Annotated in this window: 24 protein-coding genes; 11 read left to right on the plus strand and 13 right to left on the minus strand. The window is 73.6% G+C overall.

The window, feature by feature from the left end; genetic code table 11:
• The first annotated feature begins 37 nt into the window (after positions 1 to 37).
• Positions 38 to 412: a hypothetical protein gene (locus OG553_RS32805; RefSeq protein WP_405982473.1), complete on the plus strand. Its 375-nt coding sequence runs from the start codon at positions 38 to 40 to the stop codon at positions 410 to 412.
• 171 nt (positions 413 to 583) lie between these two features.
• The gene (locus OG553_RS32810; protein WP_405982474.1) at positions 584 to 2,794 is read left to right on the plus strand and encodes a sulfatase-like hydrolase/transferase; all 2,211 of its coding nucleotides are present in this window, start codon (positions 584 to 586) and stop codon (positions 2,792 to 2,794) included.
• Here the strand turns inward: OG553_RS32810 and OG553_RS32815 are convergent.
• The 8 genes from OG553_RS32815 to OG553_RS32850 form a co-directional block, all read right to left on the minus strand.
• Positions 2,781 to 3,719 (minus strand): formylglycine-generating enzyme family protein, encoded by a 939-nt coding sequence (locus tag OG553_RS32815; protein ID WP_405982475.1) that lies wholly within the window; start codon positions 3,717 to 3,719, stop codon positions 2,781 to 2,783. The two genes, OG553_RS32810 and OG553_RS32815, sit on opposite strands and share 14 nt — an antisense overlap.
• Positions 3,720 to 3,805: 86 nt before the next feature.
• Complete coding sequence (locus OG553_RS32820; protein ID WP_405982476.1) at positions 3,806 to 5,209, minus strand: sulfatase; 1,404 nt, start codon at positions 5,207 to 5,209, stop codon at positions 3,806 to 3,808.
• A 355-nt stretch (positions 5,210 to 5,564) separates the two neighbouring features.
• On the minus strand, positions 5,565 to 6,443 hold the full coding sequence (locus OG553_RS32825) for a glutathione S-transferase C-terminal domain-containing protein (RefSeq protein ID WP_405982477.1): 879 nt from the start codon (positions 6,441 to 6,443) through the stop codon (positions 5,565 to 5,567).
• Between the two features lie 96 nt (positions 6,444 to 6,539).
• A complete protein-coding gene (locus OG553_RS32830; RefSeq protein WP_405982478.1) occupies positions 6,540 to 6,698 on the minus strand; it encodes a hypothetical protein in 159 nt (52 codons plus the stop codon).
• 161 nt (positions 6,699 to 6,859) lie between these two features.
• On the minus strand, positions 6,860 to 7,975 hold the full coding sequence (locus tag OG553_RS32835) for an aliphatic sulfonate ABC transporter substrate-binding protein (protein ID WP_405982479.1): 1,116 nt from the start codon (positions 7,973 to 7,975) through the stop codon (positions 6,860 to 6,862).
• A 230-nt stretch (positions 7,976 to 8,205) separates the two neighbouring features.
• Positions 8,206 to 8,304, minus strand: a complete 99-nt coding sequence (locus OG553_RS32840) for a putative leader peptide (RefSeq protein WP_405982480.1) — start codon at positions 8,302 to 8,304, stop codon at positions 8,206 to 8,208.
• Between the two features lie 136 nt (positions 8,305 to 8,440).
• Positions 8,441 to 8,899, minus strand: coding sequence for an RrF2 family transcriptional regulator (locus OG553_RS32845; protein WP_405982481.1), 459 nt, complete (start codon positions 8,897 to 8,899; stop codon positions 8,441 to 8,443).
• A gap of 51 nt (positions 8,900 to 8,950) precedes the next feature.
• The gene (locus OG553_RS32850; protein WP_405982482.1) at positions 8,951 to 10,153 is read right to left on the minus strand and encodes an acyl-CoA dehydrogenase; all 1,203 of its coding nucleotides are present in this window, start codon (positions 10,151 to 10,153) and stop codon (positions 8,951 to 8,953) included.
• A 446-nt stretch (positions 10,154 to 10,599) separates the two neighbouring features.
• On the opposite strand from OG553_RS32850, the gene OG553_RS32855 reads away from it, so the two are divergent.
• The 5 genes from OG553_RS32855 to OG553_RS32875 are packed head-to-tail and all read left to right on the plus strand — an operon-like array spanning position 10,600 to position 15,665.
• Positions 10,600 to 11,805, plus strand: a complete 1,206-nt coding sequence (locus OG553_RS32855) for an LLM class flavin-dependent oxidoreductase (protein ID WP_405982483.1) — start codon at positions 10,600 to 10,602, stop codon at positions 11,803 to 11,805.
• Positions 11,806 to 11,832: 27 nt separating this feature from the next.
• Positions 11,833 to 13,209 carry an NtaA/DmoA family FMN-dependent monooxygenase gene (locus tag OG553_RS32860; protein ID WP_405982484.1) on the plus strand — a complete coding sequence of 459 codons (1,377 nt, stop codon included), beginning with the start codon at positions 11,833 to 11,835 and terminating at the stop codon, positions 13,207 to 13,209.
• Between the two features lie 10 nt (positions 13,210 to 13,219).
• Positions 13,220 to 14,335, plus strand: a complete 1,116-nt coding sequence (locus OG553_RS32865) for an LLM class flavin-dependent oxidoreductase (RefSeq protein WP_405982485.1) — start codon at positions 13,220 to 13,222, stop codon at positions 14,333 to 14,335.
• A gap of 50 nt (positions 14,336 to 14,385) precedes the next feature.
• Positions 14,386 to 15,183, plus strand: a complete 798-nt coding sequence (locus OG553_RS32870) for a thymidylate synthase (protein WP_405982486.1) — start codon at positions 14,386 to 14,388, stop codon at positions 15,181 to 15,183.
• Positions 15,180 to 15,665, plus strand: a complete 486-nt coding sequence (locus OG553_RS32875) for a dihydrofolate reductase (protein ID WP_405982487.1) — start codon at positions 15,180 to 15,182, stop codon at positions 15,663 to 15,665. The genes OG553_RS32870 and OG553_RS32875 overlap by 4 nt, the downstream gene beginning before the upstream one ends.
• Positions 15,666 to 15,681: 16 nt before the next feature.
• On the opposite strand, the gene OG553_RS32880 is transcribed toward OG553_RS32875, so the two are convergent.
• A complete protein-coding gene (locus OG553_RS32880; RefSeq protein WP_405982488.1) occupies positions 15,682 to 16,632 on the minus strand; it encodes a LysR family transcriptional regulator in 951 nt (316 codons plus the stop codon).
• A gap of 70 nt (positions 16,633 to 16,702) precedes the next feature.
• Here OG553_RS32880 and OG553_RS32885 point away from each other — a divergent pair, with 70 nt between their 5' ends.
• Both OG553_RS32885 and OG553_RS32890 read left to right on the plus strand, forming a co-directional pair.
• Positions 16,703 to 17,620 carry an NAD-dependent epimerase/dehydratase family protein gene (locus tag OG553_RS32885; protein WP_405982489.1) on the plus strand — a complete coding sequence of 306 codons (918 nt, stop codon included), beginning with the start codon at positions 16,703 to 16,705 and terminating at the stop codon, positions 17,618 to 17,620.
• Between the two features lie 19 nt (positions 17,621 to 17,639).
• Entirely contained in the window at positions 17,640 to 18,602 is a 963-nt protein-coding gene (locus tag OG553_RS32890) for an aldo/keto reductase (RefSeq protein WP_405982490.1), read from the plus strand.
• Here OG553_RS32890 and OG553_RS32895 read toward each other — a convergent pair.
• From OG553_RS32895 to OG553_RS32910, 4 genes are all read right to left on the minus strand, one after another.
• The gene (locus OG553_RS32895; RefSeq protein WP_405982491.1) at positions 18,511 to 18,864 is read right to left on the minus strand and encodes a UBP-type zinc finger domain-containing protein; all 354 of its coding nucleotides are present in this window, start codon (positions 18,862 to 18,864) and stop codon (positions 18,511 to 18,513) included. The genes OG553_RS32890 and OG553_RS32895 overlap by 92 nt on opposite strands.
• On the minus strand, positions 18,861 to 20,366 hold the full coding sequence (locus OG553_RS32900) for an ATP-binding protein (RefSeq protein ID WP_405982492.1): 1,506 nt from the start codon (positions 20,364 to 20,366) through the stop codon (positions 18,861 to 18,863). Before OG553_RS32900 ends, OG553_RS32895 begins: the two co-directional genes overlap by 4 nt.
• Positions 20,363 to 22,039 (minus strand): FAD-dependent oxidoreductase, encoded by a 1,677-nt coding sequence (locus OG553_RS32905; protein WP_405982493.1) that lies wholly within the window; start codon positions 22,037 to 22,039, stop codon positions 20,363 to 20,365. The genes OG553_RS32900 and OG553_RS32905 overlap by 4 nt, the downstream gene beginning before the upstream one ends.
• 185 nt (positions 22,040 to 22,224) lie before the next feature.
• Entirely contained in the window at positions 22,225 to 22,428 is a 204-nt protein-coding gene (locus tag OG553_RS32910; RefSeq protein ID WP_405982494.1) for a hypothetical protein, read from the minus strand.
• A gap of 256 nt (positions 22,429 to 22,684) precedes the next feature.
• On the opposite strand from OG553_RS32910, the gene OG553_RS32915 reads away from it, so the two are divergent.
• Both OG553_RS32915 and OG553_RS32920 read left to right on the plus strand, forming a co-directional pair.
• Positions 22,685 to 23,929 (plus strand): sensor histidine kinase, encoded by a 1,245-nt coding sequence (locus tag OG553_RS32915; RefSeq protein ID WP_405982495.1) that lies wholly within the window; start codon positions 22,685 to 22,687, stop codon positions 23,927 to 23,929.
• The gene (locus OG553_RS32920) at positions 23,889 to 24,584 is read left to right on the plus strand and encodes a response regulator (protein ID WP_405982496.1); all 696 of its coding nucleotides are present in this window, start codon (positions 23,889 to 23,891) and stop codon (positions 24,582 to 24,584) included. Before OG553_RS32915 ends, OG553_RS32920 begins: the two co-directional genes overlap by 41 nt.
• The last annotated feature ends 111 nt before the right edge of the window (positions 24,585 to 24,695 follow it).

A 24,695-nucleotide genomic window follows, 5' to 3' on the forward strand; every position in this document is an offset into this window, starting at 1 on the left:
CGCGGTCCGAGAACCGGTATCGATCGCAGGAGGATCCATGCGTCTTCACAGCGTCCTGGTCACCGCGGCCCTCGGGGCGACGCTGGCAGCGGGGGTGGCCGTGCCCGCGCAGGCGGCTCCGCCCGGCGAGACCGCCGTCACCTGCGGGAACGCGTACTGGCCGCACCAGAACGTGGACAACGGCTCCGGGACGGTGTCCCAGTCCGGCAGCGCCGCGGTGCACACGGGCCCGTACGGGGCGTGCACCACCGTCGGATACGTGTCCCAGGGCACGAGGGTCTACTACGACTGCTACGCGGTGAACGACTACGGCAACAGGTGGACCTGGGTCCGGGACGCCGGCGGATCCAGCCTCGGGTGGATCTACGGCGCCTACCTCAGCAACGGCGGCGCCACCACCCGCTGTTCCTGAGCCCCGCCGCCCACACCGCACGCAGGGGCCGGCCACCTCCCGGTGGCCGGCCCGCCAGGGGGACGGGGGCCGTCACAAGGTCTTCATGCGCCGTGCATGGTCCTGGCGGGGCCGGGCGCCCATGATCGGCGCACACGACCGGTCCCCGCACCCCCAGAGGAGCACTCCGCCATGCCCAGCCGCCGTACGTTCCTGGCCGGTTCCACCGCCGCGCTCGGCCTCGCCACCACCGCGGCCCGGTCCGCGGCCGCGGAACCGGCGGCCGCCCCCGGCAGTCGGCCGCCCAACCTCGTCGTGGTCCTCGCCGACGACCTCGGCTACGGCGAACTCGGCGCGTACGGGCAGAAGCTGATCGCCACCCCCCGACTGGACCGGCTCGCCACCGAAGGGCTCCGCTTCACCGACGCCTACTCCACCGCCGCCGTCTGCGCCCCCTCGCGCGGTTCCCTCCTCACCGGCCTCCACACCGGCCACGCCACCGTCCGCGCCAACCCCTCCTCCGGCGGCCAGGGCTCCCTCACCGCCGCCGACACCACCTTCGCCCAGGTGCTGAGGGCGCGCGGATACCGGACCGCCGTGATCGGCAAGTGGGGCTTCGGGCCGGAGGCCGCCGGCCAGGACAGTCACCCGGCCGCCCGCGGCTTCGAGGAGTTCTACGGGTACATCGACCACGGCCACGCCCACCAGTACTACCCCGAGTACCTCTGGCACAACGACGCCAAGGAGCCCATCCCCGCCAACACCGGCGGCGCGAAGGCCGTGTACGCCCCCGACCTGCTGGAGCGGCGCGCCCTGGAGTTCATCACCGACAACGCCGGACAGCCGTTCCTGCTCCTGCTCACCCCCAACGTCCCGCACGCCCCCAGTGACGTCCCCGACACCAGCGCCTACGCCGACCGCACCTGGACCGCCGCCAACAAGGGGCACGCCGCCCAGGTGAGCCACTTCGACGCCCTCGTCGGAAAGGTCGTCGACCGGCTGCGCTCCCTCGGCCTGGAGCAGGACACCGTCCTCCTCGTCACCAGCGACAACGGCCCCCACGAGGAGGGCGGGGTCAATCCCGACCTGTTCGACGCCAACGGGCCGCTGCGCGGCTACAAGCGCAACCTCTACGAGGGCGGCGTACGGATCCCCCTCATCGCCTGGGGCCCCGGCCGGGTCCGGCCCGGCACCAGCGACCGCCCCACCCCCCTGACCGACGTCCTGCCCACCCTCGCCGAACTCGGCGGCGCCCCCGCCCCCGCCGACGTGGACGGACTGTCCGCCGCGCCCCTGCTCGCAGGCAGCCCCGACTCGGCCCGCCACGGACACCTGTACTGGTTCCGCGACGAACTGGGCGTCACCAGCCGGGCCAACGCCCAGGACGCCAAGCGCGCCACCTGGCTCGCCGAGGCGGCCCGCCGGGACAACTGGAAGGCCGTGCGCTTCGCACCCGAACGCGACCACGCCCTCCCCGACGCGAAGTGGCAGGTCGAGCTGTACGACCTGGCCGCCGACCCCGGCGAGACCCGCGACCTCGCCGGCACGTACCCGGCCCGGGCCGCGGAGCTGGTGGCGCTGATGCGAGCCTCCTGGAAGGACACCTACCCGCGCACTGCGTTCGGCGCGCGCCTGGCGCTGCCCGCCCTGGCCGTCCCCGGCGAGGCGTTCACCGTGACCGCCACCCTCGACAACGGGTCCTCGCGGGCCTGGACCGCCGCCGCGATCGGGCTGCGCGCCCCCGCCGGATGGGCGGTGACCCCCACCTCCCCGGCTGCCGCGGAGCAGCTCGCCGCGGGCGGCCGGCTCACCGTGTCCTGGCGGGTCACCCCGCCTGCGGACGCCGCCCCCGCGACGGCATGGCCGTTGACCGCGGAAGGCACCGCCACCGCCCCGGGCGGCCCGGTCCGTTACGCGGCCGTGGGCACCGTGCCGACCCCGCCGCCGGCCCCCACCCGCGACTCCTACCTCTCCGACCTCGCCTGGATCAGCGCGGCGAACGGCTGGGGGCCGGTGGAACGCGACGCCTCGAACGGCAAGAACGCCGCCGGGGACGGCCCGCCGATCTCCTTCGGCGGCACCACCTACGCCAAGGGCCTCGGCGTCCACGCCCCCAGCGACATCGCCTACCACCTCGGCGGCGCCGGCGCCCGCTTCACCGCGCTGGTCGGCATCGACGACTTCTCCGCGAAGCAGAGCGCGGCGGGCGCCACCAGGGCCAGGGTTTACGGCGACGGCCGCCTGCTGCTGACCACCCCGACCCTCACGGCGGCCGGTGGTCCGGTGGCGGTCGACCTGGACGTGCGCGGCGTACGCGTCCTGCGGCTGGTGGTGGAGGACGCCAACGACCGCACCTCCTTCGACCACACCTCCTGGGCCCTGGCCCGGGTCACCGTCTCCTGATCCCGGAAGGGGCGTTCCGGGTGGCCCGTGCGGGACCGGCGGCCACCCGGAACCCGATGTTCCCGGTCGAGCTGTCCGGGGTGTTCGAGCTGCGGGCGGCGACCCGGTAGCGGTTGCAGTAGGAGTCGTGGCACAGGTACGAGCCCCCGCGCATCGCCCGCGAGGTCCGCTCGCCGGGGGTGAACCAGTCGGCGCACCACTCCCACACGTTGCCGACCGTGTTGTAGAGGCCGAAGCCGTTGGGCCGGAAGGACTTCACCGGGGCGGTGGACACGTGCCCGTCGGCACCGGTGTTCAGCACCGGGAACTCGCCCTGCCAGATGTTGCACATGTGCCGGCCCCCGGGAGTCAGCTCGTCGCCCCACGGGTAGCGCCGCTGCTCCAGCCCGCCGCGGGCGGCGTACTCCCATTCGGCCTCGGTGGGCAGCCGGGTGCCGGACCAGGCGCAGTAGGCCTGCGCGTCGTTCCAGGAGACGTGGACGACGGGATGGTTCTGCCGGTCGGTCACGTGCGAGCCGGGCCCCTCGGGGCTGCGCCAGGACGCACCTTCCACGGCCCGCCACCACGGAACGCCCGGTACCGGGCGGGACACGGCGGCGACCCCGTCGGCGAGGAACGCGCCGAAGGTGAAGGAGAAGCCGAACCGTTCGGCCTCGGTGGTGTGTCCGGTGGCCTTGACGAAGGTGGCGAACTGGGCGTTCGTCACGGTCGTCGCCGCGATCCGGAACGGCTCCACGACCACCTCCCGGACCGGCCCCTCGGCGTCGGCGGGGAAGCCGTCGGGGTCGTCGGTGCCCATGAGGAAGCGCCCGCCGGGCAGGGCGAGCAGCTGCCGGGCCACCCGCGAGGGCGGGGCCGCGGGGGGCGGCGGCGCGAGGGTGAGCACCGGGGCGTGCTCGTGGCCGGGGGTGCAGCAGGCGGGCATGTCGGCTCCGTGGGGACGATGGGAGGCCGGGCACCGGCGCGTGGTGGCGCGGTGCCCGGCCGATGGTGCGGGTCGGGCGGTGGAGGTCAGGCGGTGCGGTCGGCGTGCAGCTGTGCGGCCAGGGCCGGGATGCCGAGGGCCTGCTCCTGGGCGGGCGTGGCCTGGTACAGCTTGTTGACCAGCTGGAACGGGTCGTCCACCAGGTCGTAGTACTCGCGGAACTTGACCTGTCCGGTGCCCGACACCGTGCCGTTCGCGTCCGTCGTCAGGTCGTAGTACTCGGTGTACTGCTTGTCCTTGGCCACGTACGAGGACCAGGTCGGGGCCCCTCCGGCGCCGGTGCCCTGCTTCCACCACTCCACCAGCAGGTGGTCACGGCTGTGGGAGGAGAGCAGGGAGCGCCCGTCCTGGGACGCGGCCGGGGTGATGCCCGCCGCGTCGAGGATGGTCGGGGCGATGTCGATGTTGGCGACGATCCGGTCGTCCTGGGTGCCCGCTCCCAGGCCCCCGGCCGGCCAGGAGAGGTAGAAGGGAACCTCGTGGGCCGGGCGGTAGGGCACCGACTTGGCGGTCCAGCCGTGGTCGCCCCAGCTGAACCCGTTGTCGCCGATGTAGACGACGAGCGTGTTGTCGAGCTGGCCGAGCGCCTGGAGCCTGTCCTTGAAGGCCTGTACCGCGTCGTCGACGGAGAGCAGGGTGCGCAGCTGCTCGGCGCGGATGGCCTGGCCGTCGGCGAGGGTGCCGGTGGCGTTCCTGATGTACGCCGGCTTGTCGCTGCGGTCCGCCTCGGGGACCGAGGGGCGGCCGTTCCAGGCGGGGACGGCGGTGCCCGCGTACTTCGCCTCGGGGGTCCGCGGGCCGTGGGAGGCGTACGGGGTGACGTAGGCGAACCAGGGCCGGGTGTCGGTGGCGGCCTTGTCGAGGAAGTTCAGGGTGCGGTTCTTGATGACGGTGGTGGTGTAGCCGTTGACGGTCTGGACGGTTCCGTTGATGTTCCACTGCGCGTCGACGTACCCGGGCTGGAGGAGGGCGAACTCCTCGAAGTGCGGCGGATTGTCACCCAGGGTCCAGGAGTTGAGGTACTTGCCGAACAGGCCGGTGCGGTAGCCCGCCTGCTTGAGGTACTTCTGCACGGTGGTGCTCTGGTCGAGCGAGTACGAGGCCTTGTTGTTGCGCACGCCGTGGTTGTGGGCGTGGCGGCCGGAGAAGACGCTGGACCGCGAGGGGGAGCAGAGCGGGGTGGTGACGTGCCCGTTGGTGAACTTCACGCCCTGGCCGGCGAGCCAGGCCACGGTCTTGGGCAGGGCCCACTCGGTGTGCTTGGGCTGGTCGTCGGTGACGATCAGCAGGATGTTCGGACGGCCGGCCGCGGCGGCCGCCGGGCCCGCGGCGGCGAGCTGCGCGGCGGGAAGGGCGGTGGTGGCCGCCACGGCGGCGGCGCCGCCGAGGAAGCCGCGGCGGCTCACCGGGTGTCGTCTGTTCTCGCTCATGCTGTCTGTTCCTCCTGGGTGCGTCGGCGCATGGGCGCACGGCGGCGGGGGCCGCGGTGCGCGGGGGAAGAGACGGGAGTCGGGCGCCGGGCGCCAGGTGGGGATCCCGTAGTAGGGGAAAGGGGCGCGGTCAGCGCGCCGGGGCGGCCGTACACAGGGCGCTGGCCACGAGACCCTGGTCGACGTGGCGGCGCGAGGTGAGGGTTCCTGCTGCCATGGCGACGAGCGTAGGCGCAGCGGAACCCCGGTTCCATGTACGGCGGATGAAATGGGGAACGGCCCCGCCGCCTCGGAAGGCGTACGGGGCCGTTCGGCGTGCTCAGGTCGGTACCGGGTCCGGTCGCTGCCGGGCGGGTCAGCGGTGGGAGGAGCGGACCGGGCCGGTTCCGGGGGACGGGACGTGGCCCGCCCAGTCCACGATCCGCACCGCCGCGCCGGCGGCCTCGCTGCCGCGGCACTGCGCGTGGTGGCGCAGGGCGATGCCCTCCAGGTCGAGGTGGGGTGCGAAGGCGGGGTGGGCCGCCAGCCGCCGGGCGTACGCCCACACGTGCGGGTGGTCGGTGAGCCGGTACACCGCGGCCGCGTCCAGGTGCCAGCGGTGGACCGTGTCCAGCTGTACCAGGGTCACCCACAACTGGACGTCGGCGGCGGTGAGTTCGCTGCCCAGCAGATACGCGGCGGAGGCGAGCCGGCGCTCCAGCGCGCCGAGCGCGCGCAGCAGGGTGGTGAGCGCGCTCTCGCGTACCGCGGGGTCGGTGCCGGACTGGCCGGCGCGCTGCGCCGCCGCGTTGATGCCCTGCTCGCAGAGCCGCCCGACGGCCCCGATCCGCTCGTCGGTACCGGCCGGGTACAGCCGCGGGCTGCCGGTTCCGAAGAGCCTGCCCATGTCCTGGAGGATGTCCGGGGCGTACGTGCTGACGATGCGTCCGGTCCAGCAGTCGGCGAGCACCGGTGCCACGGCCGGCCCGGGGTACCGGTGCGAGCTGGCCTGGAAGAGGGGGCGCAGCGCCAGGTGTCCGCCGTCGGGCGCGTCGGGTACGGCGGGCAGCAGCGTCATCGGGAGGTCGTCCTCCAGGCCGAGCAGGCTGTGGGTGACCGCGATCCGCAGACAGGACGGGCCGGACGGCGAGAGGTGGAGCCGGTAGCGGTGGGGGACGGCGGGGTAGCCGCTGCGGGCGTCACGGCCGATCCTGCTCCGGAAGGACGGGGCGGCTGTCGGGCGAGTGGTGGACATGCTTCTCCCTGGGGTGCTCGGGCGCGGGGCATGCGACGACGACGGCCGGCGGCGGGTTCGGCGCGGCCGGGTGTCCGGAGGGCGAGTGGGCGCGGGTCAGCGGTGGGCGGGCGCGGGGCCGCCGGGGTGCGGGGGATTCGCCGCACTGCACACGCGCAGGAGGTCGATGTGGCGGCGGGAGGTGAGCAGCGGGAGCGCCGGCGCGGCGGCACGGACGGTGCCGTCGGTGCCGCGGTCCAGCGCTGAACAGCCCATGATTCCCTACCGGTTCACCAGGATTCGCCGTTCTGGAGTGTCGGCGCGCGTCGGCGCGGGTGTCAAGACCGCCGTCCTGTCCGCCACGCACGACGGCACCGGCCCCGGGAGGTCGTTGCCTCGGTGGAGCCGGTGCCGCTGTGCGTGGTGTGCCGGGGAGCCTACTTGGCGCCGAGGCCGGCGTCGGAGACCTCGGGCTTGCCGGCGGCCTTGAGGACCTTGTTGAGGAGCGTCAGGTCGTAGATGCCGGCCAGGTCGGGCTTCTCCAGGAGCTTGGCCTTGACGGCCCAGTCCGACTCCGTCTTCAGGGTGCTCGCGAGCGGGTCGTCGGTGACGAGGATGCTCTGCCAGGCCGGGTCGAGGATCTTCGCCTCCAGCTCCTTGCCGCTCTCGGCCTTGAGCTTGGCGTTGGCGGAGGCCTTCGCCTTATCGGGGTTGGCGTTGATCCACTCGTTGGTCTTGACCGTCCCCTTCAGGACGGCCTCGACGACGTCGGCGTGCTCCTTGAGGAACTTCTGGGACACGATGATGTTCGTGATGACGAACTTCTTGTCGGGCCACAGGGAGGTCTCGTCGAGGAGGACGGAGCCGCCGTCGGAGACGAGCTTGGAGGCGGTGGGCTCGGGGACCCAGGCGCCGTCGATGGAGCCCTGCTTGAAGGCGTCCGGGGTGACCTTGTTGTCGGTGCGGACCACGGAGACGTCGCCCTTGCCGGACTCGGGGTCGACCGTCCAGCCCTTCTCCGCGATCCAGTTGAGGAACGCGACGTCCTGCGTGTTCCCCTTCTGCGGGGTGGCGATCTTCTTGCCCTTGAGGTCGTCCAGGGTCTTGATCTTGTCCGGATTCACGACGAGCTTGACGCCGCCGGAGGCGGAGCCGGAGATGATCCGGAGGTTGGAGCCCTTGGACTTGACGTAGCCGTTGATGGACGGCGAGGGGCCGATGAAGCCGATGTCGAGGGAGCCGCCGTTGAGGGCCTCGATCTCGGACGGGCCGGCGTTGAAGGACTGCGGCTTGACCTTGGTGCCGTTCAGTTCCTTCTCGATCAGGCCTTCCTGGAGGCCGACCAGGGCGGTGGCGTGGGTCAGGTTCGGGAAGTACCCGATGCGGACCTCGGACGCCGAGAGCTTCTGACCGCCCTCGGCGGCGGTGGCGCCGGCCGGCTTCTCGTCCTTCTTCTCGGCCTCCGACCCGTAGCCGCAAGCGGTGAGGAGCAGCGGGAGCGTCGCGGTGACGGCGATGGCGCGCAGGGCGGTGAGCGATCTTGCGGCAGACACGGAGGTGTCCTTTCACGGGATGGGTTCAAGAAGGTGAGACGGGCGTCTCAGAAGCCACCGGTACACACGGCACCCGCGCGCGGCGGTCGGTGGCCGGATCACGGTCGGAGGCTGGGGAGCGGCGGGCCGTCGGGCGGCCCGGAGCATCGAGGTCCGGCCGGCGTGACGAGCGGGCGGCGGCACGGCGCCCGGCTGTGCCCTGCCTGTTCGACCAGGCCTGGTGAGGGCCGTCAGGCAGGCTGACAGATGGCGCTGGAAGTGCGGACCAGATCGATGTGCCGGCGGGAGATCAGGGACGGCGTCCGGTGTGCGTGGTGCAGTGCTCGCACGGTTTCACCCTCCCTGGATTCCTAGTTTTCCCACCTGGTTGGTAGGCATCTTGGCAGAACGCGGCACCCGCCCCAAGAGGGAGACCAGATAGTGGACGCCTCAGTCTCGTGATACGAGAAAACGCAGGTCAGGAGCTCATGGATTGGTCCAGGCGCCCGGGGTCCGGGTCAGCTCGGACACCGGGGCGGGCAGCTCCGACGAGGCGACGTCGGCGAGTGACACGCCGTCGAGGATCTCGCGCACGTTCGCCCGCAGCGCGATCCACAGGGGGAGCAGCGACTGGGCCGGGCCGGTGTAGGAGAGGTCGGGCGGGCGGACCCCGCGCACCGAGACGAGCGGCCCGTCCACGACGCGGATGACGTCCGCGATGCTGATGGACCGGGCCGGCCTGGCCAGCCGGTAGCCGCCGTTGCCGCCGCGCTGGCTGAGCACGAGACCGCCCCGGCGCATGTCGTTCAGGATGCCTTCGAGGAACTTGTGCGGGATGTCCTGGGCGTCGGCGATGGCCTCCGCCTTCAGCGGCCCGTCGTCCTGCGACGCGGCAAGCTGCAGTGCGGCACGTACCGCGTAGTCCGCCCTGGCTGAGATCCGCATGCGGACATTATCCCGCACGGCCCCGGCCGGCGTTCCGCGCGGGACCGCAGGTCAGCGGAAGGCCGCCGCCACCGCGCGGTGGGAGCCGTTCAGGTAGTGCTCGCCGATCGAGCGGAGCCGGTGCGCGACCGGACGGTGGGCCGTCAGGACGCGGGCGTTGCGCCAGAACCGGTCCAGGCCCGGGGCGTCCGCGAATTCCAGCACCCTGGCGGTGATGTGCAGGGCGGCCTTCGACGTCACGGTCTCGGCCGTGGCGACCAGCGCGGCGACGCCCGCGGCTTCCTCGGCGTCGAGCCCCTCACCCGCGTCGAGGGCCTGCGCCATCACCTCGGTGGCCCGGTCGACCACGGCGGTGGCCGTCTGGGCGGCGGAGGCGAGCTCCCCGTAGGCGAGGAAGAGGTCCGGGTCCTCCCCGGGCAGCCGGTGCGCGCGGCCGCCCCTGCTGAGGTCGCGCGCCTCGGTGAGCGCTCCCTCGGCGATGCCGAGGGCGACGTGGCACAGGGCGAGCCCGAGCGCCGGCTCGGCGAGCGCGGTGAAGGGCGGGGTCGACTCCTCGTCGTGCGGCCTGCGCCCCAGCACCTGCGCGGGCGTGACCGCGACGCGGTCGAACCCGACCGCGCCCGCGCCCGCGACGCGCTGGCCGAGGCGGTCGGGGGCGGGTTCGAGGCTCACGCCGCGCGCGCCGGGCGGGATCCGTACGACCAGGACGTCACCCGTCACGGCGCAGACGGCGTCCACCACGATCTGGTCGGCGGTGGCCACCGCCGTGTCCACGTCGCGGCGCCCGCTCAGCACGTACCCCGGGCTGCGCGGCCTCAGGGTGAGGTCCGGCCGGCCGGTCTCGCCGCCCGGCGCGGGAGGGCGCACCGCGCCGGTCCACAGCCACTGCTCGCGCGCCGACTCCTCTTCGAGGGCGGCGGCGCGGTGGTCGGCCGCGTAGAACCGTCCGCCCCACGCGTGCACGTAGTGCCGGGCGAGCACCTCGCCGAGCGAGCTGTCCGCCGCGGAGACCTCCCGTATGACGGCGCATCCGGTACGCCAGTCCGCCCCCCGGCCCGGCCGGGGAGGGGTGAGCGCCGCCGGCAGACCGGCCTCGCGCAGCCGGGCGGTCTCGTCGGCCGGCGGCCTGCCCGCCTGCTCACGGGCTATGGAGTCGGCGGCCAGGTCCTCCGCCACGTCACGGGCGGTACGCAGGAGCGCGCGCAGGCGTGCGGCGTCGGACGGCCGGCCCTCGGTGCCCGGCGTCGTCGGCACGGGCGTCACCGACAGGCCCGGTCGCGGTGGCGTGGCGCGGGGGAAGGGTGGAGGGCGCTGCCGGGCGGGCTGTCGGTGGTCATGTCGGCTGCTCCGGGACGTAGTCGGTGGCGCCGGCCGGTTGCCGGGAGGCCTGGGCGCGCGAGGGGCGGGAGCCGGACGGCACCGGATCCCCACTTTTCCCATCGGATTGATAGGAATACTCGCCCCGAAGCGCCGTCCCGGCAAGACCGCGACCGGATCGTGGACATGACGATCTCAGGATGAAAGACGCCGCAGGTCAGGCCCACTGCGGCGCAGTGGCCGCGTACCCGGCAACACGACTGCCAACTTCCCTTAACAGAGCGGTCATTGTGTGGCAGAACAGCCGGACGTAGCGTTTTCGGCGGATATCGAAACAGGAACCGGCCCCTCTTCGTGCCGCCGACCGGAAGGCGCAATTCGACGTGCCCGCACACGCATCCGCATCCGATCCTCGGCCGGAGCCCTCCGGACCGCTGCACCTCGCCGTCGCGCTCGACGGTGCCGGCGCGCACCCCGCCGCCTGGCGCGAACCGGGCGCCCGGCCCGCCGAACTCCTCACCGCCCGCCACTGGGCCGATGCCGTCACCGAAGCGGAAGCCGGACTGCTCGACTTCGTCACCTTCGACGACGCCCTCACCCTCCAGTCCTCCTCCGCGGACGGGCCCGACGGGCGTACGGACCTGGTCCGCGGGCGGCTGGACGCGGTGCTCACCGCCGCCCGCGTCGCACCCCTGACCCGGCACATCGGACTCGTCCCGACCGTGACCGCCACCCACACCGAGCCCTTCCACATATCCAAGGCCATCGCCACCCTGGACCACGTCAGCCGGGGCCGCGCGGGCCTGGACGTCCAGGTGTCACAACCGCCCCACGAACTACGGCACTTCGGACGGCGCGCAACCGCACTGCCCGAGGCGGAGGCGTACGGGGAAGCCGGCGACCACGTCGAAGTGGTCCGGCGGCTGTGGGACAGCTGGGACGACGACGCCGAGATACGGGACGCGGCCACCGGCCGGTTCATCGACCGGGACAAGCTGCACCACATCGACTTCGAGGGCCCCCACTTCAGCGTGCGGGGACCGTCGATCACCCCCCGCCCGCCCCAGGGGCAGCCCCTGGTCACCGCGGCGGGAGCCGCCGTCGCGGCGTACGGCCTCATCGCCCGCTCCACGGACCTCGGGTACCTCCCCGCACACGACGCCGACGGCATCCCGGCCGCGGTCGCGGAGATCCGGCGGGCCCGCGCGGCCGCCGGGCTCCCGGCACGGCCGCCGCACCTCTTCGGGGACCTCACCGTGTTCCTGGACGAGGACGCCCCGGCGGCCGCCGCCCGCAAGGAACGCCTCGACGCCCTCGCGGGCACCCCGTACCGCGGCGACGCAGCCGTCTTCACCGGGACCCCCGCCCAACTGGCGGACCTGCTCCAGGAGCGGCGCACGGCCGGCCTGTCGGGCTTCCGTCTGCGGCCGGGCGTCCTCGCCCACGACCTGCCCGCGATCACCCGGGGACTGGTGCCGGAACTCCAGCGGCGCGGCCTCTTCCGCCGCGCCTACGAGGCGGCCACCCTGCGCGGACTGCTGGGCCTGGAACGCCCGGCCGCCCGGTACGCCGCCCACCCCGCCGCCTGACCCGGCCCCGGACCCGGAAGGACCACCATGAGCACCGAGCCGCTCAAGCAGATCCACCTCGCGGCCCACTTCCCCGGAGTCAACAACACCACCGTCTGGAGCGACCCGGCGGCCGGCAGCCACATCGACTTCGACTCCTTCGTCCACTTCGCGCGGACCGCCGAACGCGCCAAGTTCGACTTCCTCTTCCTCGCCGAGGGGCTGAGACTGCGCGAACAGGGCGGACGGATCTACGACCTGGACGTGGTCGGCAGACCCGACACCTTCACCGTCCTCGCCGCGCTCGCCGCCGTCACCGAACGCCTCGGCCTGACCGGGACCATCAACTCCACCTTCAACGAGCCCTACGAGGTGGCCCGCCAGTTCGCCAGCCTCGACCACCTCTCCGCCGGCCGCGCCGCCTGGAACGTGGTGACCTCCTGGGACGCCTTCACCGGCGAGAACTTCCGCCGGGGAGGGTTCCTGCCCCGCGAGGAGCGCTACTCCCGCGCGAAGGAGTTCCTGGCCACCGCGACCGAGCTGTTCGACTCCTGGGACGGCACCGAGATCGTCGCCGACCCGGCGTCGGGCACCTTCCTGCGGGACGCCCGCGCGGGAGCCTTCACCCACCGCGGACGGCACTTCGACATCGAGGGCCACTTCAACGTGCCGCGCAGCCCGCAGGGCCGGCCCGTGGTCTTCCAGGCCGGCGACTCCGACGAAGGGCGCGAGTTCGCCGCCGCCGGCGCCGACGCGATCTTCGGCCGGTACGGGACCCTCGACGAGGGGCGGGCCTTCTACGCCGACGTCAAGCGCCGCCTGCCCCGGTACGGGCGCACCCCCGACCAGCTGAAGATCCTGCCCGCGGCCACCTTCGTACTCGGGGACACCGACGCCGAGGCGCACGAGAGGGCCCACGAGGTACGCCGCCTCCAGGTCAGCGGACAGACCGCGATCAAGTACCTGGAGCACGTCTGGAACCGCGACCTGTCCGCCTACGACCCCGACGGGCCGCTGCCCGACGTCGACCCCGACCCAGGCGAGAACACCATCGCCCTCGGCCGGGCCAGCGTCCGCCAGTTCCGCGACCCGCTGGCAACCGCCCGGCAGTGGCGCGAGCTCGCCCGTGCCAAGAACCTGTCCATCCGGGAGCTCGTCATCGCGACCACCGCCCGCCAGACCTTCGTGGGCTCCGCCGCGACCGTCGCCCGCACGATCGACGACCTGGTGCAGGCGGACGCCGCCGACGGCTTCGTCCTCGTCCCCCACATCACCCCCGGAGGCCTGGACGACTTCGCCGACACCGTCGTCCCCCTGCTCCAGGAGCGCGGCGTCTTCCGCACCGAGTACGAGGGCACCACCCTGCGCGACCACCTCGGGCTCACCGTTCCCGCCCCCGGCCCCGCCGCCCACCCCGACCTGTAAGGAGCACGGCATGTCCGGCATCCCCCTCGGGGTCCTCGACCTCGTCCCCGTCCCGTCCGGTTCCACCGCCGCCGAGGCCCTGCACCACAGCATCGACCTCGCCCGGCAGACGGAGGCCTTCGGCTACGCCCGCTACTGGTTCGCCGAGCACCACCTCAACCCCGGGGTCGCCGGAACCTCCCCGGCGGTCGTCCTCGCGCTCACCGCCTCCGCCACCACCACCATCCGGCTCGGCTCCGGAGCCGTGCAGCTCGGGCACCGGACCGCCCTCTCCACGGTCGAGGAGTTCGGCCTGATCGACGCGCTGCACCCCGGACGCCTGGACCTCGGCCTCGGCCGCTCCGCGGGCAGGCCCCCGCAGCGCGACCCCGGAGCCCCCGAGCCCTTCGAGGGGTGGACGCCGAACGGGCTGCGCATCCCGCCGCGCTTCTCCTTCGCGCACCTGCTGGACCATCCCCGCGTCGCGCTCCAGCAGCGGCTGCTGAACCTGCCCGGCGCACGGCCGCAGGACTACGCCGAGCAGGTCGACGACGTCCTCGCGCTGCTGCGCGGCGACTACCGCTCCCCGGAGGGGGTGGAGGCGCACGCCGTCCCGGGGGAGGGGGCCGACGTAGAGGTCTGGATCCTGGGCAGCAGCGGCGGGGTCAGCGCGGAGACCGCCGGCCGGTCCGGACTGCGGTTCGCGGCCAACTACCACGTCAGCCCCGCCTCCGTGCTGGAGGCGGCCGACGCCTACCGGGCGGCCTTCAAACCGTCGGCCGGGCTGGACCGGCCGTACCTGACCGTCTCCGCCGACGTCGTCGTCGCCGAGGACGACGCGACCGCCCGCGAGCTGGCCACCGGATACGGGCCCTGGGTGCGCAGCATCCGCACCGCCGAGGGGGCCATCCCCTTCCCCACCCCGGACGAGGCGCGCGCCCTGCCCTGGACCGCGGCGGACCGGGAACTCGTCGCCGACCGGGTGGACACCCAGTTCACCGGCTCCGCGCGGACCGTCGCCGACCACCTGGAGCGGCTCCAGGAGGCTACAGCGGCGGACGAGCTGCTGATCACCACCATCACCCACGACCACGCGGACCGGGTCCGCTCCTACCGCCTGCTCGCCGAGGAGTGGCGGCGCCGGTGAAGAGCTCCCCGGTTCGAGGGATCACTCGCGGGCTCGTAGACTCGACGGTTGTGGCGGACACCCAGTACGAAGACCTCTTGCGGCATGTGCTCACCTCCGGGACGGCGAAGGCCGACCGGACGGGCACCGGTACCCGAAGCGTGTTCGGGCACCAGCTGCGTTACGACCTCTCCCAGGGGTTCCCCCTGGTCACCACCAAGAAGGTGCACCTGAAGTCGATCGTGTACGAGCTGCTGTGGTTCCTGCGCGGCGACTCGAACGTCGGCTGGCTCCAGGAGCACGGCGTCACCATCTGGGACGAGTGGGCCGACGCGGACGGTGAGCTCGGACCGGTCTACGGCGTCCAGTGGCGCTCCTGGCCCACCCCCGACGGCCGGCACGTGGACCAGATCACCGAGGTGCTCGACACGCTGCGGCGCGACCCGGACTCCCGCCGGATGATCGTCTCCGCCTGGAACGTCTCCGAGCTGGAGCGGATGGCGCTCGCCCCCTGCCACGCCTTCTTCCAGTTCTACGTGGCCGACGGCAAGCTCTCCTGCCAGCTGTACCAGCGCAGCGCGGACCTGTTCCTCGGCGTGCCGTTCAACATCGCGAGCTACGCCCTGCTCACGCACATGGTGGCCCAGCAGACCGGCCTCGAACCGGGTGACTTCATCTGGACCGGCGGCGACTGCCACATCTACGACAACCACGTCGCGCAGGTCACCGAGCAGCTCTCGCGCACCCCGTACGACTTCCCCGAACTGCGCCTGCACAAGGCCGACTCGATCTTCGACTACGCCTACGCCGACGTGGAGGTGTTCGACTACCGGCACCACCCGGCGATCAAGGCACCGGTGGCGGTATGACCGTCGGACTGATCTGGGCGCAGACCCTCGACGGGGTCATCGGCGCGGACAACACGATCCCGTGGCGGCTGCCCGAGGACATGGCGCACTTCAAGGCCACCACCCTCGGCCACCCCGTGGTGATGGGCCGCAAGACCTGGGACTCGCTGCCCCCGCGGTTCCGCCCGCTCGCAGGCCGGCGCAACATCGTCGTCACCCGCGACCCGAACTGGGAGGCCGAGGGCGCGCTGCGCGCCGGCTCGGTCGCCGAGGCCCTGGAGCTCGCGGCCGGTGCCGACGAGGCGTGGGTGATCGGCGGCGGCGAGATCTACCGCGCCGCCCTGGAGCACGCCACGGTCCTCTCGGTGACCGAGATCGACGCGTCGGTGGACGGCGACACCCACGCCCCCGTGCCCGGCCCGGAATGGACCGCCGACGGGGACGACGCCTGGCACACCTCGACGTCCGGGCTGCGCTACCGCATCCGCAGGTACACGCGCTAGCGGGACCGCGGGCGCGTCAGCGCCCCTCGTGCCGCGCGGCCTCCTCGTGCCGCGCGGCCTCCTCGTGCCGCGCGGCCTCCTCGCGGAGGGCGCGGACGAGCGCCGTGACGTGCGGCCGGCCGCCGCGGCCGAGCGCGGCGGCCCCGATGTGGCGGACCGGTCCCGGAGCCGCGACCGGGACGGCGACCAGTCCCGGGAGCTCCGGGCCGAGCGCGATGGAGGGGATCAGCGAGACCCCGATGCCCGCGGCGACGAGCGAGCGCGCGAAGAAGTAGTCCGTGGTGGTCCCGCGCACCTCCGGATCGAAGCCGGCGAGCCGGGCGTACCGGCGCAGGTACGCCTCCGTGCGCATGCAGCCGAGCACCCAGGGTTCGCCGGCCAGCTCGGACAGGTCCAGGGGCCCGCGCCCGGCGAACCGGTGCTCCCGCGGCAGGACGACGTACAGCGGATCTTCCATGAGCGGCGTCCACTCCAGCCCGGAACCCGGCCCCGGTCCCGGCCCGACGGGCAGCGGACCGTCGAAGCGGTAGGCGAGGGCGAGGTCCACGGCGCCCTGCCGGACCAGCGGCAGGGTGTCCTCCGGTTCCCCCTCCCTGATGTGGATCACGGTACGGGGGTGCTCCGCCGCCAGCCGGGCCAGCGCGCCCGGAAGCAGCAGCCGGCCGCCGCTGGTGAACGTGGCCACGGTGAGCCGGGTGCGGCCGGTGCCGAGCCGGTCGACCTGCTGCCGCGCGTGTTCGAGCTCCGCCGCGACGGTCTCGGCGGCGCCGACCATGATCTTCCCGGCCGGGGTGAGGGTCACGCCCCGGGTGCTGCGGTCGACCACCCGCGCGCCGAGTCCGCGCTCCAGCGCCGCGATCTGCTGGGAGACGGCCGAGGGCGTGAGCCGCAGGGCCGCGGCCGCGCGGTTGAAGCTGCCGTGCTCCGCCACCGCCCGCAGGACGCGGAGCCGCTGTACGTCGATCAACAGTTTTCCTTAATGCGCGATCAGCAGATCATGACTTCTTCTGATGACGATAGGCCGCCACGATGAGGGCATGCAAAAGATCATCGTCATCGGCGGAAGCCGGTACTTCGGAAGGCTCCTGGTCGAGCGCCTGCACGCCGCGGGGCACCGGGTCACCGTGATCAACCGCGGCTCCACCCCGCCGCCCGAGGGGGTCGAACACCTCGTCGTCGACCGGGACGACGAGGCCGCCCTGAAGGCCGCGCTGGACGGCCGGACCTTCGACGTCGTGGTCGACCAGGTCTGCTACACCCCGGTGCAGGCCGCCGTCGCCGCCCGCGCCTTCGCCGGCCGCACCCGGCGCTACGTGATGACCTCCACGATCGAGGTCTACGACCCCGCGACCGCCGCCCTGCCGGCCGTACCCGCCGGCACTGCGGTGCCCGAGTCTGCCGTGGACCCGGCCGCCTGGCGGGCGGACCCGGACCTCCCCTGGCACGACCCCGCGTACCTGGAGGCGCACTACGCCGAGGGCAAGCGCCAGGCGGAGGCCGTCCTCGGCGCCGCCGGCTTCGAGTTCGCGAGCGTACGCAGCGCCCACGTGCTCGGCGGCGGCGCCCTGGAGTTCACCGGCCGGCTGGAGCACTACACCGGCCGCGTCACCCGGGGCGAGGAGATCACCGTGCACGCCGAGCCGCTGCCCACGGTCTTCATCCACCACGAGGAGCTGGCTGACCTCCTGCTGTGGGCGGCCGCCTCCGACTTCACCGGCCCCGTCAACGCCTGCTCCGACGGCCCCCTCGACGTGCACGGCCTCGTCGCCGCCATCGCCGCGAGGACCGGCCGGGAGCCCGTCCTGCGGACCGTCCCGGCCGGAGCGGACGCCTCGCCGTTCTCCTTCGACCGGCACTACGCCATGAGCAACTCCCGCGCGAAGGAGCTCGGCTTCCGCTTCTCCCGCACCGCCGACTGGCTGCCCCGAGCCGTCGCCGAAGCCCTCACCGCCTGAGAGAACGGAGCCGGCCACCATGCGGTACCGCACCATCGGCCACACCGCCGTCAGCGCCATCGGCCTCGGCGCCATGCCCCTGTCCATCGAGCACCGCCCCGACGAGGCACGGGCCGTCGCCACCGTCCACGCCGCCCTCGACGCCGGCGTCACGCTCATCGACACCGCCGACAGCTACCACTGGCACGCCGGCGAGGAGGGCCACAACGAACGGCTGATCGCCCGCGCCCTCGCCCGCCACGGCGGCGACACCTCGGGCGTCCTGGTCGCCACCAAGGGCGGCCGCGGCCGCCCCGGCGACGGCAGCTGGACCGTGGACGCCACCCCGGCCCGCCTGAGGCGCGCCGCCGAAGCCTCCGCCGGGCGCCTGGGAACCGACGCCATCGGCCTCTACCAGCTGCACAAGCCCGACCCGGCCGTCCCCTGGGCGGAGTCCGTCGGCGCGCTCCGCGAGCTCCTCGACGCCGGCACGATCCGCGCCGCGGGCATCTCCAACGTCACCTGCGACCAGATCCTCCAGGCACACCGCATCCTCGGCGACGGACTCGTCTCCGTACAGAACCGGTACTCGCCGGCCGTCCGCGACAGTGAGGCCGAGCTGCGCCTGAGCGCCCGGCTGGGCCTGGCCTTCCTGCCGTGGAGCCCGCTCGGCGGGATCTCGCGCAGCTCCCTGGACGGCACCTCCGGCGCCACCTCCGCCGGCACCCCGTTCCACCGGGTGGCGGCCGAGCGGGGCGTCAGCCCCCAGCAGGTCGCCCTCGCCTGGCTGCTCGCCCGCTCCGCCAACGTCATCCCGGTACCGGGAGCCGGCCGCCCGGCCTCGATCACCGACTCGGCGGGCGCGGCGGACCTCGACCTGACCGGCGAGGAGCTGGCGCGGCTGGACGCGTTCAGGAGTGCAGCCGCTCCGTCCAGTCCTGCGGGACCCGCTCCGGCGGGCCCGGAGCCGGCTGCGTCGGAGGGTGCTCCGACGGCGGGCTGAGCCGCGGACCGCCCTGGTACAGGGCGTTGGTGGCGTAGTTCCAGAACCAGTCCTCGCCCGGCTCGAAGCTCTGCACCAGGGGATGGCCGGTGGCCTTCCAGTGGGCGGTGGCGTGCTGGGCCGGCGAGGAGTCGCAGCAGCCGATGTGGCCGCACTGGGCGCACCGGCGCAGGTGGAACCACCAGCCGTGCACCTCCTCGCACTCCACGCAGCCGGTGCCGGAGGGCGGCACGCTCGGGTCGATGCCGTCGATCTCGGTCATGCGGTCTCCTCGGGGGTGTCCGGGGCGTCCGGTCCGTCCGGGCCGCCCGGCGGGGGGTCGGGCTGGGTCAGCGGCAGCAGCACCTGGAAGCGGGTGTCGCCGGGCACGGATTCCACCTGGAGGCTGCCGTGGTGCTTGCCGACCACGATCCGCCAGGAGATGTCCAGTCCGAGCCCGGTGCCCTCGCCGACCGGCTTGGTGGTGAAGAAGGGGTCGAAGATGCGGCTGCGGATCTCGGCCGGGACCCCCGGGCCGGTGTCGCGGAACTCGACCAGCAGCCGGTCCCCCTCCCGCGCCGTGCGCACCGTCAGCGTGCCCCCGCCGCCGGTCTCCGCGATGGCGGACACGGCGTTGTCGATCAGGTTCGTCCACACCTGGTTGAGTTCGGCCGGATAGGCGGGCACGTCCGGAACCGAGCGGTCGTACTCCTTGACCACCCGCACCCCGGGCCCGATCTTGCCGGAGAGCATCAGCAGCGTGCTGTCGAGCAGTTCGTGGACGTCCACCACCCGGTGCGGGGCCCGGTCGAGCTGCGAATACTGTTTGGCCGCGTCGACCAGGTGGGAGATGCGGGCCGTGGAGTCCTCGATCTCACTCATCAGCAGCTCGGTCTCGACCGTGTAGCCGAGCCAGCCGATCGCCGCCGGCAGCAGGTCGTCGGCCACGGCCGCCGCGACCTGGTCCAGCCAGTCCGTGTCCAGCCCGGCCTGGACGAAGACCGGCGCGAGCCGCCAGCCCTCCGGGAAGCCGTGGTCCTCCAGCCAGTCGCCCAGCTCGTCCTCCCGGTCGGAGGCCTCCAGCGGGCTCAGCGCCGGGGCCTTCGCCACCCGCTCGACCGTGCGCTCCTGGATCTCGATGAGGTCCGCGATCGCCTCGCGCGAGTACTGGCCCTGGGAGATGTGCGCCAGCTTGTGCCGCATCTTGCCGACCCGCTCGCGCAGCGTCGCCGTGGCCCGGACGGCCGCCGCGGCCGGGTTGTTCAGCTCGTGGGTCAGACCGGCGGACAGCGAACCGAGCGCCAGGAGGCGTTCGCGCTGCCCGATGGCCCGCTGGGTGTTCTTCGAACCGAAGAACAGCCCCTCCAGCAGGTGGGCCGCCATCGGGAACCACTCCCGCATGACGTCCGCGAACGACTGCGCGGGCAGCACGAAGAACCGCGTCGGCTCCGTCACCCGCATCGAGTTGTTGTACGTCTGGGGAACCCGCTCGCCCAGGTAGGCCTGCATGGCGCCCGAGTACACCCCGCGCTGCGAGGTGCGGCTCACCTCGACGTCGTCGCCGCCGACCCGCCGCGACAGCACGACGGTGCCCTCGATCATCACGTAGAAGCAGGTGGCGGGTTCCCCCTCGGTGTACACCGGACCGGCCTCGAAGCGTTCCACCCGCCCCTCGGCGCACAGCCGCCCCAGCTGCTCCGGGGACAGCTCCTCGAACAGGAACAGGGACGCGATCTCGTGCGGCGCGCAGGGGACGACCTGCCCGCCGCCGCCCCGCCCGGTCACGACTGCTCCAGGTAGCGGTGGACGAGCATGACGGCCATGGCTCCCTCTCCGACGGCGGACGCGACGCGCTTCGCGGACTCGGCGCGCGCGTCGCCCGCCACGAACACCCCGGGGACACTGGTCTCCAGGTGGTACGGGAGCCGGTCCGGCTCCCACTCGGGCGGCGGCCGGCCCTCCGGCGTCAGGTCGGGCCCGGCCAGGATGAAGCCGTGCTCGTCGCGCAGCACCGTGCCTTCCAGCCAGTCGGTCAGCGGGGCCGCGCCGATGAACACGAACACGTACTGGGCGTCCACCAGTTCCGTCGCACCGCTGTCCACGTCCCGCAGCGCCAGCCGTTCCAGGTGGCCGTCACCCTGCGCCGCCTCCACGACCGTCCGGGTGCGCACCGTGATGTTCGGGGCCTCCTCGATCTGCTGGACCAGGTAGTACGACATCGACGCCGTCAGCGACTCCCCGCGCACCAGCAGCGTCACCGACTTCGCGCCCCGGGCCAGGTACACCGCCGCCTGCCCGGCCGAGTTGGCGCCGCCGACGACGTACACGTCCTGCCCCGCGCAGGAGGCCGCCTCCGTGAGGGAGGAGCCGTAGTACACGCCCCGGCCGGTCAGCTCGTCGCAGCCGGGCGCCCCCAGCTGCCGGTACGAGACACCGGTCGCCAGGATCACGCTGTGCGCGGCCACCGCCGAACCGTCGGAGAAGCGGACCACCCGCGCCGGACCCCTGACCTCCAGGCCCGTGACCTCGCGGGCCGTGAGGATCTCGGCGCCGAAGCGGGCGGCCTGGCGGCGGGCGCGCTCCGTGAGCTGGGCGCCCGAGACCCCGTCCGGGAAGCCGAGGTAGTTCTCGATGCGGGAGCTCTGGCCGGCCTGCCCGCCGGTCGCCGACCGCTCGACCAGTACGGTGCGCAGCCCCTCGGACGCCCCGTACACCGCCGCGCCGAGCCCGGCCGGGCCGCCGCCGATGACCACCAGGTCGTAGAACTCCGCCGCCGGGGTCGTGGCGAGCCCCACGTGGACGGCCAGCTCGGCCGGCTCCGGCTCGACCAGTGCCGTGCCGTCCGGGGTGACCACCAGCGGCAGGTGCTGCCCGTCGGCCCCGGCCGCCTCCAGCAGCCGCCGTCCCTCGGGCTCGTCGCAGGAGTACCAGCGGTACGGCACCTGGTTGCGGGCCAGGAACTCCCGCACCCGCGAGGACGGCGCCGACCAGCGGTGCCCGACCACCTTGGTGGCGGGCACCGGCCGGTGGTCGCTGGAGCGCCAGGCCGTGAGCAGGTCGTCCAGGACCGGGTAGAGCTTCTCCTCCGGCGGGTCCCAGGGCTTGAGGAGGTAGTGGTCGAGGTCGACCACGTTGATCGCGTCGATCGCCGCGTTCGTGTCCGCGTACGCGGTCAGCAGCACGCGCCGCGCGCCCGGGAAGACGTTCAGGGCCTGCTCGAGGAACTCGATGCCGTTCATCTGCGGCATCCGGTAGTCGGCGAGGATCACGGCCACCGGGTCGCCGCGCAGCTTCAGCTCGCGCAGCGCCTCCAGCGCAGACCCGCCGGACTCGGCGCGCACGATCCGGTACCCGGCTCCGTAGCGGCGCCGCAGGTCACGGGCGATGGCGCGGGAGACGCCCGGATCGTCGTCCACGGTCAGGATGACGGTCCGCGCGGTCTCCTCGGCCGGTGCCATACGCCCCATCGTAGGGTCGGCGGCCCGGGACCGCTCCGGGGCGCGGGCGGGCGCCCGGGGCGGGCGGGGCGGGTCCCCCGATACCCGCCCCGCCCCGGCCCCGGGCGCCCTGGTGCCCCGTCCCGCCCTTCCCCGGCCTCAGGGGCCGGTCGGGCGGGCCGGGGCGGTCTCCGGCCGCACCGCTGTCAGCACCGGTGACCGGCGCCGGGGCGGGCGGGCTCGCAGGAGCGGACGTGCGGGTGGCCGTCATGGCCCGCCCGCGAGGTGGTCAGGACCCGGTCGAGCGCGTTCGCGCCGGGCCCGCCGAGCATCGTCACCAGCAGGGCCGCCGTCGCACCCCCGGAGGCCAGGAACGGTATGCGGACGCGGACGGCGGGAATCGGTCTCACTCACGGCTCCTCGAAAAGGCGACCGGGACCTTCGGGCCCCGGTGGCTGCCGGACTTGACGGTTGGAAGGCTACGGGCGGCCCCGGTGCCAGGGCGTCCGCCGACGGTCTGAGATGCGCGACCGCCCCCGTCAACCGAGGAGTTGACGCGCGGGCGCGCGTCAACCCGGCGGTTGACGTGACCGGCCGCCCGGCCGCCCCGCGGACATCAACCCCACGGTGGACGACGCCCCCGCCGGATCCGCATACCTTCCAGCGATGAGCACCCGGTCCCGCCCCCGACAGGCCCTTCTCGACAGCGCGCTCCCCGTCGTCCTCGCGGTGGGCGGCTGTGTCGCGGGGGAGGAGTACCCGCACGCCGACTGGGCGCCGTTCGACGTCCTGGCGTACCTGCTCACCTGCCTCACCGCACTGCCGCTCGCCGTCCGCAGGGCCCGGCCCGTGACGGCGCTGACCGCCTGCTGCCTCGGGTACGCGCTCTACCTCGCCGCCGGCCACCAGCCCTCGCTGAACTGGTGGGCCGTCGGCGTCGGCCTGGTGAACGCCGCCGCCCGGTGTCCGCTGCGGGTGTCGGCGCCCTGCGGCCTGCTCGTGGCGGCGACCGTGGCGTTCAGCGGGATCGCGGGCGGCCTCAGCCCGCTGCTGGTCCTCGCACAGGCGGTGATGGTCCCGGTCGTCTGCCTGGTCTTCGGGCACGGCAGGCGCCAGGTGGCCCTCCAGAACCTCGAACTGGTCAGGCTCACCGAGGCGCTCGCCCACGAGCAGCGCGAACGGGCCCGGCGCGCGGTGGTCGACGAGCGGATGCACATCGCGCGCGAGCTGCACGACGTGGTCGCCCACCACATGTCGGTGATCTCCGTCCAGGCCGGCCTCGCCGACTACGTCTTCGCCTCGGACCCCGCCACCGCCCGGTCGGCGCTCACCACGATCGCGGGCACCGCCCGCGAAGCGCTGAACGACCTGCGCAGGCTGCTCACGGTGCTCCGGGTCGACCTCGGCCCGGACGGCGACCCGTCGTCCGCGCCGCTCGGCCCGCCGCCGGAACTCAGCCGGGTGGGGGAGCTCGTCCGGCGGGTCGCGGCGGCCGGAGTGGGCGTCGACATACGGACAACCGGCCTGCCCCGGAAACTCGATCCGGGCCTGGAGGTGTGTGCCTACCGGGTGCTCCAGGAGGCCCTCACGAATGTGGTGAAACACGCCCGTCACGCCCGCGTGGAGGTGCGGATCGCCTATCTGGCCGACCGGTTGACCATCCTGGTCCGCGACGACGGGGGCGAGGGGAAACCGGCCATCGCCCCTCCGGCCTCCGGACACGGCTTGATCGGCATGCGGGAACGGGTGAGGATCTGCGGCGGCAGGCTGTCCGCCGGGCCTCTGGGCGAAGGGGGATTCGAGGTCCGTCTCACCCTTCCGACCGGCTCGGAGCCACCGGAGGACGCGTGGCGGCCGGCCGCATCCGGACATGAGGGGGACGGCAGTGACGGACGTGCTCGTTGTCGATGACCAGGACCTGATCCGGGGAGGCATAGCGGCACTCCTGCGTGCCGCGCCCGGGTTCACCCGGGTCGCGGAGGCCTCGGACGGCGAGACCGCGGTGGCCGCCGCACTGGCCGACCGGCCCGACGTGATCCTGATGGACATCCGCCTCCCGGGCATCGACGGCATCACCGCCGCCGAACGCATCCTCGCCGGCCAGCAGGGCACCCGTTCGCGCATCATCGTGCTCACCACCTTCGACGTGGACGAGTACGTGTACGCGGCGCTGCGCGCCGGCGCGAGCGGCTTCCTCCTCAAGGACACCCCGCCCGAGCGGCTGATCTCCGCGGTGACCACGATCGCCGGCGGCGACATGCTGTTCGCGCCCGCCGTGACCCGGCGCCTCATCGAGGCCTACAGCGCGCGCACCGAGGGGCCGTGCGGCGACGACCGCACCCTGTCGCGGCTCACCAGCCGGGAACAGGACGTGCTGCGGCTGGTGGCCAGGGGGCTCGGCAACGACGAGATCGCCGCCGAGCTCGTCGTCACCGAGGCCACCGTCAAGACGCACCTGCACCGCACGATGACCAAACTGGGGCTGCGCAGCCGGGCGCAGGCGGTGGCCGTCGCGTACGAGGCCGGACTGGTGGTACCGGGGAGGTCCGCCGGCCGCCCCCGCTGATCCGGCCGTGCCGAAGCGGAAGGCAGGGGGCGGCCCGCGCCCCGCGCCTTCCTTGATCATCCGGGCGGGAGCGGAAGTCTTCGGTGCGTCAGTTCGCAAGCTCTACAAGCC

The organism is Streptomyces sp. NBC_00158 (genome assembly GCF_045160885.1).
GTDB lineage: Bacteria > Actinomycetota > Actinomycetes > Streptomycetales > Streptomycetaceae > Streptomyces.

Coding starts and splice junctions, on each gene's coding strand:
- OG553_RS32825 (WP_405982477.1), bottom strand. CDS start 6,443: ATGTCCACCACTCGCCCGACAGCCGCCCCGTCCTTCCGGAGCAGGATC.
- OG553_RS32895 (WP_405982491.1), bottom strand. CDS start 18,864: ATGACCGAGATCGACGGCATCGACCCGAGCGTGCCGCCCTCCGGCACC.
- OG553_RS32815 (WP_405982475.1), bottom strand. CDS start 3,719: ATGCCCGCCTGCTGCACCCCCGGCCACGAGCACGCCCCGGTGCTCACC.
- OG553_RS32915 (WP_405982495.1), top strand. CDS start 22,685: ATGAGCACCCGGTCCCGCCCCCGACAGGCCCTTCTCGACAGCGCGCTC.
- OG553_RS32810 (WP_405982474.1), top strand. CDS start 584: ATGCCCAGCCGCCGTACGTTCCTGGCCGGTTCCACCGCCGCGCTCGGC.
- OG553_RS32820 (WP_405982476.1), bottom strand. CDS start 5,209: ATGAGCGAGAACAGACGACACCCGGTGAGCCGCCGCGGCTTCCTCGGC.
- OG553_RS32805 (WP_405982473.1), top strand. CDS start 38: ATGCGTCTTCACAGCGTCCTGGTCACCGCGGCCCTCGGGGCGACGCTG.
- OG553_RS32865 (WP_405982485.1), top strand. CDS start 13,220: ATGTCCGGCATCCCCCTCGGGGTCCTCGACCTCGTCCCCGTCCCGTCC.
- OG553_RS32875 (WP_405982487.1), top strand. CDS start 15,180: ATGACCGTCGGACTGATCTGGGCGCAGACCCTCGACGGGGTCATCGGC.
- OG553_RS32830 (WP_405982478.1), bottom strand. CDS start 6,698: ATGGGCTGTTCAGCGCTGGACCGCGGCACCGACGGCACCGTCCGTGCC.
- OG553_RS32860 (WP_405982484.1), top strand. CDS start 11,833: ATGAGCACCGAGCCGCTCAAGCAGATCCACCTCGCGGCCCACTTCCCC.
- OG553_RS32905 (WP_405982493.1), bottom strand. CDS start 22,039: ATGGCACCGGCCGAGGAGACCGCGCGGACCGTCATCCTGACCGTGGAC.
- OG553_RS32845 (WP_405982481.1), bottom strand. CDS start 8,899: ATGCGGATCTCAGCCAGGGCGGACTACGCGGTACGTGCCGCACTGCAG.
- OG553_RS32885 (WP_405982489.1), top strand. CDS start 16,703: ATGCAAAAGATCATCGTCATCGGCGGAAGCCGGTACTTCGGAAGGCTC.
- OG553_RS32920 (WP_405982496.1), top strand. CDS start 23,889: ATGAGGGGGACGGCAGTGACGGACGTGCTCGTTGTCGATGACCAGGAC.
- OG553_RS32890 (WP_405982490.1), top strand. CDS start 17,640: ATGCGGTACCGCACCATCGGCCACACCGCCGTCAGCGCCATCGGCCTC.